Annotated in this window: 10 protein-coding genes; 7 read left to right on the forward strand and 3 right to left on the reverse strand. The window is 40.8% G+C overall.

Annotation, left to right across the window (positions count from 1 at the left end):
* Nucleotides 1–21: 21 nt before the first annotated feature.
* The 6 genes from IE199_RS13660 (at nucleotide 22) to IE199_RS13685 (ending at nucleotide 10,488) form a co-directional block, all read left to right on the forward strand.
* Entirely contained in the window at nucleotides 22–1,023 is a 1,002-nt protein-coding gene (locus tag IE199_RS13660; RefSeq protein WP_189771538.1) for a TRAP transporter substrate-binding protein, read from the forward strand.
* Complete coding sequence (locus IE199_RS13665; RefSeq protein ID WP_189771540.1) at nucleotides 1,023–1,517, forward strand: TRAP transporter small permease; 495 nt, start codon at nucleotides 1,023–1,025, stop codon at nucleotides 1,515–1,517. Before IE199_RS13660 ends, IE199_RS13665 begins: the two co-directional genes overlap by 1 nt.
* A gap of 1 nt (nucleotide 1,518) precedes the next feature.
* Nucleotides 1,519–2,814: a TRAP transporter large permease gene (locus tag IE199_RS13670; protein WP_189771543.1), complete on the forward strand. Its 1,296-nt coding sequence runs from the start codon at nucleotides 1,519–1,521 to the stop codon at nucleotides 2,812–2,814.
* 202 nt (nucleotides 2,815–3,016) lie between these two features.
* Entirely contained in the window at nucleotides 3,017–4,150 is a 1,134-nt protein-coding gene (locus IE199_RS13675; protein WP_189771545.1) for an efflux RND transporter periplasmic adaptor subunit, read from the forward strand.
* 25 nt (nucleotides 4,151–4,175) lie between these two features.
* On the forward strand, nucleotides 4,176–7,433 hold the full coding sequence (locus IE199_RS13680; protein ID WP_189771547.1) for an efflux RND transporter permease subunit: 3,258 nt from the start codon (nucleotides 4,176–4,178) through the stop codon (nucleotides 7,431–7,433).
* On the forward strand, nucleotides 7,420–10,488 hold the full coding sequence (locus tag IE199_RS13685) for an efflux RND transporter permease subunit (protein WP_189771549.1): 3,069 nt from the start codon (nucleotides 7,420–7,422) through the stop codon (nucleotides 10,486–10,488). The genes IE199_RS13680 and IE199_RS13685 overlap by 14 nt, the downstream gene beginning before the upstream one ends.
* Before the next feature lie 92 nt (nucleotides 10,489–10,580).
* Here IE199_RS13685 and IE199_RS13690 read toward each other — a convergent pair whose 3' ends face one another.
* The 3 genes from IE199_RS13690 to IE199_RS13700 form a co-directional block, all read right to left on the reverse strand.
* Nucleotides 10,581–11,030: a hypothetical protein gene (locus tag IE199_RS13690; protein WP_189771551.1), complete on the reverse strand. Its 450-nt coding sequence runs from the start codon at nucleotides 11,028–11,030 to the stop codon at nucleotides 10,581–10,583.
* Between the two features lie 136 nt (nucleotides 11,031–11,166).
* A complete protein-coding gene (locus IE199_RS13695; protein ID WP_189771553.1) occupies nucleotides 11,167–14,043 on the reverse strand; it encodes an alpha/beta hydrolase family protein in 2,877 nt (958 codons plus the stop codon).
* 213 nt (nucleotides 14,044–14,256) lie between these two features.
* Complete coding sequence (locus tag IE199_RS13700; protein WP_189771555.1) at nucleotides 14,257–16,377, reverse strand: TonB-dependent receptor; 2,121 nt, start codon at nucleotides 16,375–16,377, stop codon at nucleotides 14,257–14,259.
* A 307-nt stretch (nucleotides 16,378–16,684) separates the two neighbouring features.
* On the opposite strand from IE199_RS13700, the gene dbpA reads away from it, so the two are divergent.
* Nucleotides 16,685–18,070 carry an ATP-dependent RNA helicase DbpA gene (dbpA, locus tag IE199_RS13705; RefSeq protein WP_189771557.1) on the forward strand — a complete coding sequence of 462 codons (1,386 nt, stop codon included), beginning with the start codon at nucleotides 16,685–16,687 and terminating at the stop codon, nucleotides 18,068–18,070.
* Nucleotides 18,071–18,114 lie beyond the last annotated feature (44 nt).

Here is an 18,114-nt window from a genome sequence, read left to right on the forward strand (position 1 = left end):
TAAAGACAAGAGCTTACAAAAATGTTACCTCAATCTGTCCGTTTATTTTGTTTATTGCCGCTATGTTTGATCATTGCGGCATGCACTGAAACATCTGATACACAAGTGTTACGAGTTGGACATAACTTAGACACTCGCCACTCAGTGCATCAGGCATTACAATTTATGGGCGAACGCCTTGAGCAATATTCCAACGGCACAATGCAGTTAAAAATATATGCAAGTGGACAGTTGGGTAACGAGCGCGAAATGTTAGAGTTGCTGCAAATTGGCTCTTTAGCCATGACCAAAGTATCAGCGGCAACTCTAGAGTCATTTGTTCCTGAAATGCAACTATTTGGTTTACCTTACGTATTTCAAAGCTATCAACACCGGTGGGCAGTGTTAGACAGTGACATTGGCTCTCATGTGTTAAGTACGATGAATAAAGCACATTTACAAGGTTTAGCCTTTATGGATGCAGGCAGTCGCAGCTTTTATAGCTGTCATGGTGCAATTAACAGCCCTGACGATCTTAAAGGGAAAAAAATCCGCGTGATGAACAGCCCCTCAGCCGTTAAACTGGTTAATGCCTTAGGCGGCGCAGCAACGCCGCTTTCCTGGGCAGAGCTTTATGGCGCCTTGCAGCAAGGTGTTGTCGATGGCGCAGAAAACAACCCGCCTAGTTTTTATTCTTCCGGTCACTACGAGCTTTGTAAAGACTTTAATCTTAATGAACACACGGCAATACCCGATGTAATTATTGCTAGCGCTCATATCATCAAGCAATTGAGTAGTGATCAACAAACTTGGCTAGCACAAGCGGCAACTGATGCAGCAAAAGAGCAAAGAAGGCTTTGGCGAGAAGCAGAACTACAGGCGTTAAATAATGTTAAATCACATGGGGTGAGAGTGACACATGTTGACAAAGCGCCATTTATAGACAAAGTTGCCCATTTACATCAGGCCTTTGACGGGTCTGATATTGGTGACTTATTAAAGCAAATAAAAGCCTTGGCTGTCGCTGAATCAGAGGTTCAATAATGCACCAATATCTTTTACTAAAAATTAAACACTACCTCGCGCTCTTTTTAGCGGGTTTGTTATCTGCCATTGTTGTTACCGTTTTGTGGCAGGTGGTGTGCCGTTACTTGTTTAATAGTCCTAGTACAGTATCTGAAGAAATTGCACGCTTTTTATTGATTTGGATTGGGCTATTGGGCGCGACTTACGCTTATATGGATAATGCTCATATCGGTATGGATTTTGTTATTAATAAACTCTCGTTAAAGCAGCAAACGTTGAGCAAAATTTTAGCTCACTGCAGTGCTTTACTGTTTTCGATTGCGGTATTAATTGTAGGTGGTGTTAATTTAGTAGAACTAACTTTGGTTCCGGTGCAACGTTCAGCCGCACTCGGTATAAAAATGGCCTATGTTTATGCCGTTTTGCCAATTTCAGGCCTATTGATGGCTTTTGCCGCGCTGGCTCACCTTCAGCACTGTAACAATACCTCTACCGATAACAAGGAACATTAACATGGATTATACCGCGCTAATTCTCGCCGTCCTCTTTTTTGCCTTGTTATTACTCAATGTGCCTATTGCCATTGCCATTGGGGTTGCCACTATGGCAACCATGGTTTGCACCATTGATTTTATCCCAGCTGTAACTACATTAGCACAGCGTATGGTTGGCGGGCTTGATAGCTTTGCCTTGTTAGCAATTCCTTTTTTTGTTTTATCTGGGCTGATCATGGGCCAAGGTGGTATTGCCAAACGTTTAATTGACTGTGCACTTGCATTAGTTGGCGCCCTACCCGGGGGTCTCGCTATGGTTAACGTGTTATCCAGCACCTTATTTGGAAGTATTTCAGGCTCGGCAGTAGCAGCAACCAGTGCTATTGGCAGTTTTATGGTGCCACAAATGGAACAAAAAGGTTATGACCGCGCTTTTGCAAGCGCAGTCACCGTCACTGGTGCAACAACAGGTATGTTGATCCCACCAAGCAACATTTTAATTTTGTACGCCATTGCCAGTGGCGGTGTTTCTGTCTCCGCTTTATTTCTTGCCGGATATATTCCAGGTTTATTACTGGCTGGTGGATTAATGTTAACAGCAGGTTTTTATGCCATGCGACGCGGTTACCTACGTGGCCAACGCCTACCGATATCACAAACGGTAAAAGCAGTTTGGGCAGCCGTACCAAGTTTGCTGTTAATTGTTATCGTCATTGGTGGCATTATTGCTGGCGTTTTTACTGCTACAGAAGCAGGTGCCATTGCGGTGTTATATTCGCTATTTTTAGCTATGGGGATTTACAAAGAAATAAGCGTTAAACAAATCACTCCCTTGTTAATAAAATCGGTTCAAATTACCGCGATAGTTCTTTTTTTAATTGCTGTGTCTTCGGCCATGTCTTGGTTGTTATCATACGAGCAAATTCCACAAACTATCACTGAAAGTTTATTGACGTTATCCAGCAACCCTCTAGTGTTATTGTTGCTGATTAATTTACTACTGCTAGTGGTTGGCGCATTTATGGACATGACACCAGCAGTGCTAATTTTTACACCAATATTTTTACCCGTAGCTCAATCACTGGGTATATCTGATATTCATTTTGGCATTATTATGGTAATGAACTTATCTATTGGTTTGTGTACACCACCTGTAGGCTCTGTGCTTTTTGTCGGCGCAAGTGTTGCCAAGTGCCGATTAGAGTCCATGATCAAACCTATGTTACCGCTTTATGCCATGATGTTGTTGGTGTTAACACTCGTGACTTTATTTCCAGCATTAAGTGAAACCTTGCCCGCTTGGTTTGCTTCTTAACACATTATACTCAGTAATTAAGGCACCTGATTAATAGCCGCAACCAGCGGCTATACGCACATTAGTCAAACATAGAAACACTAACCGACCGATACATATGTAACAAGGGTTTACAAATTATTGAGTTTATCGTTTTTTTTTTGAATCCTTATCGCTTATGATGTGAGCAAATAATAAAAAACACATTTTAAATAGGGTAAAAATGTCGTTATCAATAACAATAAAAAAATCACTTATTGCGCTAAGTGTTATGGGATTAGTAGCTTGTTCAGGCGAACAAGGACCTAAACAACCGTCAGATCAAGCAAATCAAAAAGAGCAGAAAAAAGACAAGAAAAAAGAGTTTGCCATTCCTGTTGAAGTTACCTTTTCAAAAGTAGGTAACGTTGCCAAGTTTTATCAAACTACCGCTATCTTAGAAGCCGAACAAGAAAGTAAAGTGGTCAACAAAGTGACCGGTATGCTTGAATCTGTTCATGCGCAAGAAGGACAGCGTGTAAAAGCTGGCGATATGCTAGCGCAAATTGACCCACGTAATTATCAACTTGATTATGAACGTGCAAAAATCGATTTTGAATCGGCAAAATCTGAATATCAACGAAGCCAACCTGTAGATGGTAAACAACTAATTTCAGAAAAAGATCTCGATAAATTAAGGTTCAGAGTTCAAACCACAGAAAACCAATTGGAAGTGGCTAGAATTAAACTGCGTGACAGTAAAGTAACATCACCCATTGATGGTGTTATTGCCAAGCGTTCAGTAAAAGCACACAACATGTTAAGTGGCGTGGGCGATGAAATGTTTCATGTTGTATCGTTAGACTCATTAATTGGTATTGTTTATTTACCTGAATCAGAACTTAGCCAAGTAAAACTTGGACAAGTTGCCCAGTTAACCTTTCCAGCAGAGCCAAACTTAACACTCGACGCTAAAGTATTGCGCATAGCACCTATGGTTGATAGTAAATTAGGCACGTTTAAAGTGACTTTAACTATTGATAACCAAGATGGCGTATTAAAACCAGGCATGTTTGCGCGCGTAGCTCTGTTACTTGATAGCAAAGAATCAGTGACATTAATACCTGAAAATGCCGTGATCAAAAAAGACGGTAAAGCTAGCATATTTATCGCTAAAGATAACCGCGCGAAAAAACTAGATGTTGAAACCGGATACGCACAAGACGGTTGGGTAGAAGTAATGACTCCGCTTTCACCTGAAGACGGTGTGATTACCATCGGCCAACACGGTTTAAAAGACGACGCCTTGTTAAATGTGTTGAATCAGGATAAAAGCGCCAACGTTGAGCACGCTAGCGAAGCATCACAGCCGCTGTAATCTCTGCAACAAGTAAGGACTATTTATGAATATAGCTAGGCTTGCTGTAAAGCGCCCAGTGACCATTACTATGTTGGTACTGGCGGTGATGTTGTTTGGTATGGTGGGATTTTCTCGTCTGGTGGTTTCATTACTGCCAGATTTAAGTTACCCCACCCTAACCGTTCGCACCGAAAACCTTGGCGCTGCGCCAGCAGAAATAGAACAATTAATCTCTAAACCCATTGAAGAAGCGGTCGGTGTTGTTAAAGGCATTCGTAAACTGCACTCAATTTCTAAACCGGGGCAATCTGACCTTGTTATTGAATTTCAATGGGGCACTAACATGGATCTGGCCATTATGGAGCTTAGAGAAAAGCTCGATATGGTGCGGTTACCAGTTGAACTGCGAAAACCTGTCATTTTAAGATTTAACCCATCGCTTGACCCAATTATTCGATTAAGCGTTTCTGGTGATATTAGCTCTTATGCCCAACTACGTTCTTTACGAACTTATGCAGAACAGGAGCTAAAACGTGCGTTAGAGCCAATCGATGGCGTTGCGGCTGTTCAGTTAAGTGGTGGTTTAGAACAAGAAGTTCAGGTACTTATTGACCAACAACAGGCGATGCTGCGTGGCGTAACTGCCGAAACAATCACTAACCGTATTAAAAGCGAAAATATCAATGTGTCGGCTGGTCGTGTTTTTGATGGTCAGCAAGAGTTTTTAGTACGCACTTTAAACCAGTTTACTCGCATTGATGAAATTGGTGATGTCATCATCAAACAAGAAGAAGGCCAAACGGTTTATTTAAGGGATATTGCCACTGTGGTAGACGGCGTAAAAGAGCGCCAAGATATTACGCGTGTTAATGGCAATGAAGCCATAGAGCTTGCCCTTTACAAAGAAGGTGATGCTAATACCGTTGCCGTGGCTAAAAAAGTTCAAGCTAAAATGCAGCAAATTCAGCAAGATTTACCAGAAAATGCTGAATTGAAAATCTTATCAAACCAAGCTGAATTTATTGAAAAAGCCATCGATGAAGTTAAACAAACCGCCATTATCGGTGGTATTTTAGCTATCGTGGTTTTATACCTATTTTTAGGCAAATTTAAACCAACGATCATTATCGCACTTGCCATCCCAACGTCTATCATCGCCACGTTTAATTTAATGTTTGCCAACAATATCAGCTTAAACATTATGTCTTTAGGTGGTATTGCTTTAGCTGTTGGTTTATTGGTGGATAACGCCATCGTGGTGTTAGAAAACATTTATCGCAAAAAGGAACAAGGACAAAACGCTGAACAAGCGGCCATTGAAGGAACCAACGAGGTTTCAGGTGCGGTAACGGCATCAACCTTAACCACATTAGCGGTATTTGCACCACTTGCCTTTGTCACAGGTTTTGCTGGCGAAATATTTAGCGATCAAGCATTAACGGTAACCTTTGCCCTACTTGCTTCATTGATTGTGGCACTAAGTTTTATCCCTATGTTGGCATCACGTGACTTTTCAATTCCTGATAACGCCAACAGCGTTGTTCAAATTGACGACAAGCCTGCAAAGTCAGGAGTTAAAAAGTGGCTTGGTTATGCCACATTGCCGTTTAAATTTATTTTGGTCAGCATTCCATGTTTTATTGGCCGTTGGTTTATCCGCATCATTATGATGGTGTCAAAGGTGTTAAGTTGGTGTGCTAGCAAAATTACGTACCCAGCATACCTCGCCTTTAACCGTATATTTAACATCTTCGCCAGTGGCTATGAAAAGCTGTTAAAAATGGCGATGCAACAACGTATGGTTGTAGTCTCTCTGTGTTTGTTGTTTGCTTTAGCTGTCGCTAGTTTACTGCCTAGAATTGGCATGGAATTAATGCCAGAAGTTGCGCAAACTGAATTAACCTTAGAAATTACACTTCGACAAGGTACGCCTATTGAACAAACCGATCAGCAGCTTAACCTGTTGGCACAATCAGTAGTTGATATGCCTGGTGTGGTTCACACATATAGCATGTCGGGTACTGGTAGTTTGATGATGAGCAGCGCAACTCGCGGTGGCTCTCACTGGGGTCAATTAGTCGTAAAAACCCAAACGCCAGAGCAATTAAAAGCCGTGCAAGAAACGCTACGAGCTCAAATTGCTAACATGGCGCAAGTTAATGCGGAATTTACCCAAAGCCGATTGTTTGAACAAGAGCGTCCGTTAGTGGTGGTATTAAGTGGCTATCAATTAGATGAGCTTAAATACTATGCCGATAACCTAGTTGCTAAATTACAACAGCAAGGTCAATTTTCTGATGTCACGACATCACTTCGCTCAGGTCAACCCGAGCTAAAAATTGAATTCGACCATCAACGTTTAAGTAGTTTAGGTATTACTGCATCAAGTGTTACCGATATTCTTGCCACTAAAATTGGTGGTGACGTCGCTAGTAAATATAACTTTGATGATCGCCAAGTAGATATTTTGGTGCAAGTAGATCGCAATGCCAGAAACTCTGTAGCCGCTATTCGTGACATGTTAATTCACGGACAAGACGGTCAAAGTGTTCCACTTTCTGTGGTCGCAAAGGTCACTGAATCCATTGGTCCAAATGAAATAAACCGCTTAGATCAAGCTCGAGTTGCTATTATCACGGCATCGGTAGTTGAAGGCGATTTAGCCACTGCTGCACAAACCGTACGTAATAACGTTGACTCATTAGGTTTGCCAGAACAAATTTATAGCCAAGTGATAGGGCAAAATCAGCAAATGGAAGAAGCCTATTCTTCGCTTATTATGGCCTTATTGTTAGCGGTATTTTTGGTCTATTTAGTAATGGCGTCACAGTTTGAGTCTTTATTAAACCCATTTATTATTTTATTCAGTGTGCCGTTGGCGGTGCTTGGGTCAATATTTGGTTTGTTTATGACAGGCACCAATTTAAGTGTTATCACCTTTATTGGTCTTATCATGTTAAGTGGTATTGTGGTTAATAACGCCATTGTATTAATTGATAGAATTAACCAATTACGTGAACAAGGTATGACAATCGCCGACGCGATTATAGACGCTGCCAATTCGCGTTTACGCCCTATCATCATGACCACCATGACGACTATCTTAGGTTTATTGCCAATGGCAATGGCGACAGGAGAAGGTTCTGAGCTACGTGCACCACTTGCCATTACCGTAATGAGTGGTTTATTGATTGCCACATTCTTAACGCTAGTTCTTATCCCTGTGATGTATAGCTTGTTTAACCGTGACAAAGTGACTGACTCAGCCACATTGCAAAAGGCCGAATATGAAGCTGGTTGATCAAACAAAAAATATCACTGCACTGGCCCTAAAACGGCCAGTGACCTGCTTTATGTTGATGTTATCAATGTTTGCCGCAGGTTTAATCAGCAGTAAGCTGATCCCTCTTGATAGTTGGCCTGCGGTAAATGCGCCGCAGGTTAATATTCGCGCCTCATATCCTGGTTCAACCCCAGAAGAAATTGAACGCTTAATTACTAAGCCGCTCGAAGAAGCATTATCAACCATGAGTGGTATCAATGTTATTCGGTCACAAACCTCTTCTGGTTGGGCAATGCTGACCTTGCAGATGAAGTTTACCGCTGACTTAAATAGCGCCATATTAGAAGCGCGTGAAAAAGTTGACATGGTAAGGCACCTGCTACCTGAAGATTTAGAACGTGTTGATGTTATGAAGTTTTCTACGCAGGATATTCCTGTTGTTGAACTCACTTTGCTCAGTGATAAATCGTTATCTCGCGATTATGAATTTTTAGAAAAGCACCTAAAAATGCCGTTAGAGCGTATTTCAGGTGTTGGTCGTGTTGAACTGTATTTGCAACAACCGCGTGTTTGGATCCAGCTCGACCCAGATAAAATTGCGATGAACCGTATTGATATTCAAACAGTCACCCAAGCACTTAGACAAGCTAACTTTTTAAAGTCTGTGGGTGAAGTTCAAACCAATGACTATCGCTATACGGTAACGCCACAAGGTCAATACCGAAATATTGAAGATATTCGAGCACAGCGCATTAACGAGCGCATTCGTTTATCTGATATTGCTAGCGTCGAGTATGCCCTGACCGAACGCCAGTTCCAGCGCCGTATCAATGGTCAACCTGCCGTAGGATTGGACATTTTTAGAGAATCAGATGCGAACGTTGTTGACGTTTCGACAGCAATTAAAGCGGTCATTGAAGAGGCGAAAAATAAACCTCAACTGCAACATATCAATATTGATTATGACCGCGACGATGGCCACAGTGTTGAAGTGTCAATTGCTTCATTGCTAAAAGCCGGAGCAATTGGTGCGGTTTTATCATTTTTTGTCTTGTGGTTCTTTTTACGCAACTTAAAACTAACCAGCGTTGTGGTATTAGCCGTTCCTGTCTCTTTAAGCATTTCATTGGCCATCATTTATTTTATGGGCTTTAGCTTAAACATGTTAACCCTGCTCGGCCTTATCATTGCCATCGGTTTGCTTATTGATAACTCGGTTGTGGTGTGTGAAAGCATATTGCAGCAACGGGCTAAAGGCCACACAGGTAAACTAGCTGTGGTTGAAGGTGTAGATAATGTCAGTGTTGCTATTTTAAGCGCAACCCTTACCACAGTCGTGATTTTTTTACCGTTACAAATGGGTGAAGGTAACTTTTTTACTGTGATGTTACAGCAAGTGGCGGTGTCTATTTGTGTACCTTTATTGGTTTCCTTGTTAGTTGCCAAAACATTAATTCCGCTATGTATGTACCGCGTTTTACCCGAAAGCGCGACAGACAACGAAGCGGGTTCAGATCGCGCTCAGCAAAAATATCGTAATGTGCTTAATTGGGGTTTATCAAACCCAAAACGTGTTGGTGCCTTTTTCCTTATCATGTTTGTTAGTGTGATGATGGCTAAAAGCATGGTAGATAAAAGCTCAAGTGATGCTCAATCTCAAAAACGATTACGTATATTTTATGAGTTTAACGGTGAACCAGAGTTAGAAAAGAAACTCGATTTTCTTAAGCAAGTTGAGTCTTATTTATTGACCAATAAATCGTCTTTGGGCATTAAAAAGCTTTATTCTGGCGTGTTTTCTCGCGGCGCTTGGTCAAATATTGAATTTGTTGAAGATTTGCCAAGACCAATCGAAGACATTAAAAAAGACATCAAAGAAAACTTCCCGATTTCTGCCTATGCCAAAGCATCTCTTCGTCGTGAAGAAGGCTCTCGCACATCAGTAAGTGTGTTTTTATTTGGTCGTTCTACTTCTAAATTAAATGATTTGGCTGAACAGTTGATTCCTGTGCTGGAAGCCCATCCGCACTTTTCTGAAGTGCGTAATGGCAGTGAAGGCGACATGTACGAAATGCAGCTGATTGTTGACCGTCAGCGTGCCATGCAGCTTGGTGTTTCTACTCAGGAAATTGCCGGAAAAATTGGTAATGCCGTTCGAGGTATCAACCTAAAAACCATGCGCACCATCGACAAAGGTGAAGTACAAATTGTGGCAGGTTACTTCGAAAAAGACGCCATACCAATGAATGAATTTAAGCGTTTGCCTGTGATGGAATCAAACGGCGCAGTACTTACTTTACAACAGTTGGTTACTATCGAAACACGCCCTGCACCAAGTCGAATTTCGCGCATGGATCGTCAAACTCAACTGGCACTTGAAATGAACCTTGTTGATGTTAGTCATAAGGAAGCAGCCAAGTCGATTGAAGAGTTGATGAGCGCCATTACCCTACCTAAGGGTTACTCTTGGGGGCTTGGTCCTAAATTTGCCGAACAAGATGAGTCAATGAAACAAATGGGCTTTAACATGTTAATCGCCTTGTGTTTGATTTTCATGATCATGGCTGCATTGTTTGAATCGTTATTGCTTCCAATCGCTATTTTAAGCTCAATTGGCTTAGGGTTTGTTGGTGTTTATTGGACCTTTGCTGCTTTGGGTATGGGCTTAGGTGAAACTGGCATGATCGGCATGTTAGTTTTAATGGGGATCGTGGTGAATAACGGTATTGTACTGATTGACCAAATCAACCGCTTTAAAGGCTCAGCAGAACATTTAAAACAAGCCATCATTGAAGCCTGTTCAACACGCTTACGGCCAATCTTGATGACAGTTGCCACCACAGTGATTGGTATGATGCCGGTGTTGTTTGACAGTAGCTCTGCCGATTCAGGTGTTTTGGATTACAAACCTATGGCGATTGCCATTATTGGTGGGTTGATCTTCTCTACCATTACCAGTTTAGCGTTTGTGCCATATTGTTATTATATTTTGTATAAATTAGGCCACGGCACCAGCGGAAAAATAGCTAAAGCTAGGGCTTATGCTAATCAAAAGTTGGCAAGGCTTGGTTAAAATCTAAGGTTTAACCTTTATAAATAGAAACGCCTGAGTAGCATCATAACTGCTCAGGCGTTTTTTTATCGTATCAAGCTTAAATAATCATGCTATGCAGCGTCATCTCGGGTTTGTTTTAATCTTGTTAGTACATCAATAGATTTTAAATAAAACTCACTAGACGCTTTATTATGGCCGCCCATCGAAGAGGTCAAATCAAAGGTGTAACGCATATCTCCCAATAAATCATAGGTCTGATAGGGGTTTTCATTCATCGACATAGGAGCACCAATCGCCATCATTTCACCTCGGCCGATAAAGCCCCCTTCAAATAAGTCTTTAGATAATTGACGAGCGTCTGCCCCAGTAATGTTATTCACATTGTAGTTAGCGGCAATATTTTGCCAATTAGATTGTGCATTTTTGCCCTGTTCACTGATGGTAACCGAGTCCGTCGTTAGCTTATTGGGTTGTGATTGCGTTTGCTGAACATTTGAATATTCACGTGAACCTTGCGCAGCGTATATAGGGTTTAACGAATTGACCGTGCTAACATTCATGACAGAGTTCCTTTCATTAGACTGATGTATTTGGTTTGAAATGCCTTATGAATATTGAAACAGCAAGTTAAATGCCATAAAAAAGGTCATGACCAGCATGACCTTGTTAACGATAGCTTTATGATTTTAACAATCGTTATTTCTTTTTCTTTTCACGGTAGGCTTCACCTTCAACCATCCATTTTGCCGCTGGTATACCTTTTAAATAATGGTCAAAGTATTGTTTCATTTTGATGGTGTAATCCACTTTATTTGGGTATTTTTTCAAATGGTGTGGTTCACCCTCATATTGCAACATAATGACGTTTTTATCTAAACGACGCATTGCTAGATACATTTCAATACCCTGCTGCCACGGCACTGCATCATCAATGTCACCAAATTGAATCAATAACGGGGTATTAATACGATCAGCAAAAAATACTGGTGAATTTTCAATGTATAAATCACGACGCTCAAATAGGCTTGGCCCAATACGGCTTTGCCCTGTTTCGTATTGGAATTGACGTGCTAATCCGGTACCTAAGCGAATACCTGAATAAGCACTGGTCATATTAGATACTGGTGCCCCCGAAACAGCTGCCGCAAAAACATCAGTTTGCGTAATCGCGTGAAGTGTTTGGTAACCACTCCAGCTATGGCCATGTAAACCAATAGCGTTTTCATCAGCGATGCCCATATCAATTAACTTTTGTACACCAGGTACAATTGATTTATTGGTTGAGTGTCCAGGCGTACCTATTTCAAAATGAACGTCAGGTAAAAATATCGCGTAGCCATTTGACGTGTAATAAGGGAAGTTTGGTCTATGGTTTACCTTCATGGTATTAAATTCATAAAGACGCTGTGAAAAACGGCGATAGTAATAAACCACCACCGGATATTTCTGCCCTGGTACATAGTTAGCAGGTTTGATCAACACACCTTGGTGTTTAACACCCATGGCTGAACGCCAGTCAACCAACTCTGCATTACCCCATAAAAATTCGTCTTTTTGTGGGTTAACGTTAGTCAATTTTTTACCGTTCGCGGTATTAAGATCAGACACCCATAAGTCAGGAAACTCATTAAAATCTTCACGGGTAAACAGCAGTTTATTGGCCTCTTTTGCTTTAGCAATAAAGTTAAACTTTTTGTTTTCTTCACGCTGTTTTACCAGTTCACCTGTTTTTAAATTCAGTTGATAAAAACCGTAGTTTTTATGTTGATCGTTGTAACTAGTAAGTAATAGCGTTTCGTCGTCTTTAAAGTAAGTTTGCTCTCTGTCTAATCTATTAATACGAAATTGCAGCGTATTAGGGCGGCCAACGGTGCAAGTTAAACACTTAGCGTCTTTTTGTTTTAACGTTAACAGCCAAATGTCGTATTTGTCATAAACTAATACACCTTCATCATCTTCTAACCAACCTGCAATACCATAACCAGGCACTTCACTTGGACGGTCATGATCTTCGTCAGCAAATTTGTTACCTAAAGTATCCGTTAAGTTAATGGTTTTGTTCGACTTACGATCAAATGCCCAAATATTTTCATCTTGGTAAAATGCCGCATAACGACCAGATTCACTTAAGCTAACCGGTGAATAGCTAGATAATTTCTCAGCAATTAGTGACCTTTTACCTGTTTTTAAATCAACCACATAAAAGTCACTGTAAAAGCCCTGCCACGTGCGCAGTTTGCGATACTTCTTATCTGAACTGCCAATGGTTGCTTTGCTATTGTCTGTGGTTCTTACATTATTTAGCTCTTGGTCAGCAAGTTGCACAAACTTTTTGCTTTTTAGATGATAAACCGCGCGATATGTGTGTCGCTTATCTTGTTTATATTGGTGTTTTTCATTGGTTTTGATTAGTGGGTCATCACCATGCCAAATTTGTAAGTTGCGATCTGCTACTAGCTTATCGGTATCATACAAATCTGCTGCCACTTCCGGTTTTGTTGAAAACTCTTCTTCTTTGGCTTGAACAGGTTTTAATCCAACAAACAAACGGTTATTGTCTTGGCTCCAATTAAGCTTGTATTTGTCGCTAACAAACCAATCAGAAGCGTCATGTTTCACTGTTGTTAGCTTGTTATTTTTGCTCGACCAAATTTTAACTTGCTGTGCTCTTTCATCGTTTTCTTCAGTAAAGCTGCCTTGTAAAAAGGCGAGTTGTTCACCTTTTTGACCCCAACTTAATTTACTAAATGCTTGTACATCTTGGTCAACTACTAAGTTCGATTTATTGTTTGTTAAGTTGATAACTTGCAGTTGATTATCAAGGCCATCTTTGGTTGATGTACTGTAGGCGAACAAAGGCTTTTCAGGAGAAAAAGCAAAACTGTCTACATCAACAAGGGTTTGTTCACTTAGATCGGCTAAGTTGATTAAGGTGATATTTTTTTCAATGCGCTTTTCATTGTGTAGCTTAGCAACAGTTTCTTTATTGCTTGCTTCTGTTGCTGCAGTTGCTTCTTCCGTATTGTTTTCTTCTTCAGCGGCAACTTCAGACGTTGATTGTGCTTTATCTATGCTTTGATTATCTGATTTTTTCTTTTTCTCTTGTTTTTTAACCAGCGCAACAAAACCCGCGTTATCGCTTAGTTCAAAACTTTCAAAGCCTTCAAATTCATGGCGTTTACCGCTAGCTAGTTCGATCACCACAAGTTTGTCTTTAAGTTTCTTTTTGGCTTTTTTATCCGCTTGTTCAAGTTTTAGAAACTCAGGTTTAACGGTGACGGCAACAAAGCGCCCATCACTGCTAAATTTCGCTCTAGAGCCAAATTCAACCTCGTAACGCACACCTGATTCTGTTGAAACTATATGATAACTACTATCGCCACGATCTGGCATTGCAGCATAACCAATCCACGTGCCCTGCTCGGTAATTTGCGGAGCGACAATTGATTTAAATTTCATGATATCCGCCAATTCAAGCGGACGCTGTTGGCTAACTTGGCTTGCCAAAGCTTGATTACTCAATAATAAAGTAACTGCGGGTATAGCCAGATATGACAATTTAGATAAATTCATCTTGTTATACTTTTTTATGGGTGAAGTTAATCTGATTATCTTTAATTTATTAAAGGGAGATCAACTCACCTAAGTTAGACAGTCCAAAAAATACGTTTGATGTGGTTTAAGAAATGGTGAAGCATAGAGAATACTCACCACCGTGCTGTCTAAAATAAGAAAGGGCTCAAAAGGCCCTTTCTCTATAACACGAATAACGACTAATTTTTTTAATTAAAAGCTGTAGCTCATACCAAGATTAATAGTACGCCCCTTGCCTTTTACATTGTAGCCATTGCCGGTATACGACTGTGAGCGCGCTGGGAAGTAATCATTGTTGAGTAAATTTTCAATGCCTAAGTAGAAATCTAGCTGTTCCGATACCTGGTACGAAGTATTGTAATTTACCACGTAATACGCACTTACCGGCCCTTCTGTGCCTGTGTATGCGCCGTCAACAGGCTTAAAGCGTTTTCTGTCACCTACATGCATTAAAGAAAGTGACATGTCCCACTGCTCATTCACACGGTAGTCTGCATAAGCCGCTAATTTTGGAGGATTAATGGTGCTACCGTTTAGGTACTCATCATTGTCGGTATCTTTGCCTTCAACCCAACTGTAGTTAATACCTAAAGTTAAATTGTCAGTTGCCTGTGCACCAAGTGCCACTTCCCAACCATAAATTTCTTGAGGTGAGCGAATGCTTTCATATTTCCCTGTCACCGGGTTTTCTTTTAAGCTTGTACCAACGTCTGACTTACTAATAAATGCCGCAAATTGGTAGTTATAAATGCCTTGAGTACCTTCAAAACCTAGTTCGTAGTTTTTGATAATTGACGCTTCGGTATCTATTTCAGATAGGTTTGGCGCATCTGACGTACGTAACGTTCTTCCTAAATCTAATACGTTGAAACCTTCAGAGTAACTAACAAATGGTGTGAATGCGTCAATTGCGTTGTATCGTAAGCCTAAGTTATAGGTTGTTGCGCTATAGCTTAAGTCACCACCTTTAACATCTAATGATTCGCTGCATACTTTACGGCACACCATTAACGTTTTGAAATCAGCAACGGTAACGTCAATTTCTTCATGGCGAACCCCGGCTTTTAACACCCAGTTTTCGTTCATGACAAATTTCGATTGTAAATAAACCGCCATGTTGTCCATGTCCATTTTTGGCGTCCACGCTCTGCCATCTACCATGCTTTGCGCGGTAACATCATTAAGTACATCAATACCGTAAATTAAATTAACTTGTGTGTTTTCCAAATCAAACTCGGTGTTAAAGTTACCTCTAACACCTTTTTTCTCAGACTCAATCATTGACTGACCACCGTCTAAGTTCAGTTCTGGATCTCTAAATTTTGTGCTGTAGAAAAATACGTTTTCTAACTGTTGCCAATAAAAGTCACCGGTAAAATGGGTATTATCAAAAATTGCGGCATGTTCATATTGAACACGTACATTGTGGTTACCACGAGGTCCTTGCGGATCGCCTGGCTCAGTAATGCCCTCTTTATTTTTCTTAGCATAACTTTTCACACCAGTATTGCGGTTACTATCAACACTAATGTAATCGGTTTTTTGTTGCCCTTCAAAATAGTTGTAGCTAAACAATAGGCCGCTGTCTTGGTCTAGATCATAAGCAACTTTGGTAAATAGGTTTTTTGATTCAAAACCTGACAAGCCATAAATTAGACCAAGAGGATCGCCGTCGGCATCTTTGATTATGCCATTATCTTCAAACGCGGCATTCACCACATAACTCAGGTTATTACTTCGACCATCTAAAGTCAGATCAGCACGTTTTCCAACACTGTCGTCAGTATCAACCGCTGAGAAGTTTGTTGATAAATTCACTTTACCGTTAAAGCCGTCTTGGTCAGCCGTTCTTTTGGTAATGTAGTTAATGATACCGCCTGCAGCACCATTACCATAAATGGACGTAGCACCTTTAATCACTTCAACACGAGCAATGGCACTTGGATCAATTGAACGAATCGCTAATCGGCCACTTCTAAGCGGTGTTGATTGCGGTAAACCATCAATCAACACTAAGGCATTACGCCCTCTTAAGTTTTGACCTGAGCTACTATTGGTGCCGGTATTTGGCCCCATACCTGGTACGTGTAAGGCAAGAATTGATTGTAACTCAGCGGTTACTTGTAAGGTTTTTTCCAATTCAGCAAAACTGATCACTTCCACAGACGCTGTAACTTCGTCAATATTTTCAGCAACACGGCTACCAGTGACAATAATATGCTCCATATCTTTATCTTGTTGTGGTGGTAGCTCATTGGCATATATGCCTGCTGATACAAGTATGGAGAGTAAGCTGAGTGCGGGTTTGTGCATGTTTCATCCTTAGTGGAAAAATTTCGGCAGGATATTAACGATAACTATTCGTATTTTCAACCGCTTTTTTTAAATTAGTTGAAATAATTTTAGAGAAAAGGTTTTAAAAGCATTAGGTTGGAAACATTACTTAAGGTTTTTAATCAATATTCAGCACTATTTTTAAGGCGCTGCATAAGCAAAATCACACTCAAAATATAATAACTAAACCATTTACTAACTTAATACTGGCCTATGCTGATATACTTGCGCTTTTGAAGCTTAGTTGTTTTTCGACTAGGCATTTAGTGAATTTAAGAGCTTTTTCATGTCTATACCATTTTCGTCAACCGAACTTTCAAATGATTTACTCACCAACCTAGCCAGCTTAGGCTATAACGAAATGACGGAAATCCAAGCACAGTCATTACCTTTAATGCTGCAAGGTAAAGACGTTATCGCTCAAGCAAAAACCGGCTCAGGAAAAACCGCCGCCTTTGGTTTGGCGTTATTACATAACTTAAAAGTTGAACGCTTTAGAGTGCAAGCATTAGTGTTATGCCCAACGCGTGAACTGGCCGACCAAGTTGCCGTTGAAATAAGAAAGCTTGCCCGTGCTATTCATAACATCAAAGTACTGACTTTATGTGGTGGCGCACCTATGGGCCCACAAATTGGTTCATTAGAACACGGTGCCCATATTATTGTTGGTACACCAGGTCGAGTAGAAGAGCACGTGCGCAAAAACCGTTTATCGCTTGCTGAACTGAATACTTTAGTACTTGATGAAGCCGACCGAATGCTGGAAATGGGTTTTGAAGAGCCACTTGAACGCATTGTTGCCGACTGCCCTAGCGAAAGACAAAACTTACTTTTTAGTGCCACTTACCCGAAAAAAATTGAGCAGTTGGTTAGCCATATCATGACTGAGCCAGTGAAAGTGGAAGTTAAAAGTACACATGATCACAGCTCAATTAATCAATACTTTTATGAAGTAGACAATAATGACCAACGCATTAACGCCGTTGAGCGCTTGCTATATCAATTTGAACCTACCTCTGCCATCGTCTTTTGTAACACCAAAGTAGAGTGTCAGGCACTTGCCGATAACTTAAGCCAACAAGGTTTTGACTGTAGTGCGTTACATGGCGATTTAGAACAACGAGATCGCGACCGCACACTGATACGTTTTGCCAACAAAAGTATCACCATACTGATCGCCACAGACGTTGCAGCACGTGGTATTGACGTTAGCGACGTTGATATGGTGATTAACTATCATATTGCCCATGATCCAGAAGTACATGTACACCGCATTGGCAGAACAGGCCGTGCAGGTAACACGGGAGTTGCATGTTCACTAATTAGCCACAAAGAAGCGCATAAAGTGATCCGCCTTGAGGAATATTTAAATCAAAGCATCGCACCAGAGCCTTTACCAAACGATAGCGTGTTTAGTAATACAAAAGTACAAGCCGCTATGGTGACACTACAAATTGACGGTGGCAAAAAGAACAAACTAAGACCGGGCGATATACTGGGTGGCTTAACCGCAAACCCTGCAATAAAGGGCGATCAAATTGGCAAAATTAAAGTACAAGCTACTTCATCATTTGTAGCGGTAGATAAAACCATTGCTAAGGTGGCACTAAAAACCATTAGCGAAGGCAAAATGAAAGGCCGTAGTTACCGCGTGCGTAAGCTCACCAACTAAAGACCTCTGAAAAAGTAAAAGCTCATATTATTTTATTGGCTATG

It is taken from the genome of Thalassotalea marina, from assembly GCF_014656435.1.
Lineage (GTDB): Bacteria > Pseudomonadota > Gammaproteobacteria > Enterobacterales > Alteromonadaceae > Thalassotalea_C > Thalassotalea_C marina.

What these genes read in the sequence shown, in the direction of transcription:
- IE199_RS13660 (WP_189771538.1), top strand. Translation starts at nt 22, where the DNA reads ATGTTACCTCAATCTGTCCGTTTATTTTGTTTATTGCCGCTATGTTTG.
- IE199_RS13665 (WP_189771540.1), top strand. Translation starts at nt 1,023, where the DNA reads ATGCACCAATATCTTTTACTAAAAATTAAACACTACCTCGCGCTCTTT.
- IE199_RS13670 (WP_189771543.1), top strand. Translation starts at nt 1,519, where the DNA reads ATGGATTATACCGCGCTAATTCTCGCCGTCCTCTTTTTTGCCTTGTTA.
- IE199_RS13675 (WP_189771545.1), top strand. Translation starts at nt 3,017, where the DNA reads ATGTCGTTATCAATAACAATAAAAAAATCACTTATTGCGCTAAGTGTT.
- IE199_RS13680 (WP_189771547.1), top strand. Translation starts at nt 4,176, where the DNA reads ATGAATATAGCTAGGCTTGCTGTAAAGCGCCCAGTGACCATTACTATG.
- IE199_RS13685 (WP_189771549.1), top strand. Translation starts at nt 7,420, where the DNA reads ATGAAGCTGGTTGATCAAACAAAAAATATCACTGCACTGGCCCTAAAA.
- IE199_RS13690 (WP_189771551.1), bottom strand. Translation starts at nt 11,030, where the DNA reads ATGAATGTTAGCACGGTCAATTCGTTAAACCCTATATACGCTGCGCAA.
- IE199_RS13695 (WP_189771553.1), bottom strand. Translation starts at nt 14,043, where the DNA reads ATGAATTTATCTAAATTGTCATATCTGGCTATACCCGCAGTTACTTTA.
- IE199_RS13700 (WP_189771555.1), bottom strand. Translation starts at nt 16,377, where the DNA reads ATGCACAAACCCGCACTCAGCTTACTCTCCATACTTGTATCAGCAGGC.
- dbpA (WP_189771557.1), top strand. Translation starts at nt 16,685, where the DNA reads ATGTCTATACCATTTTCGTCAACCGAACTTTCAAATGATTTACTCACC.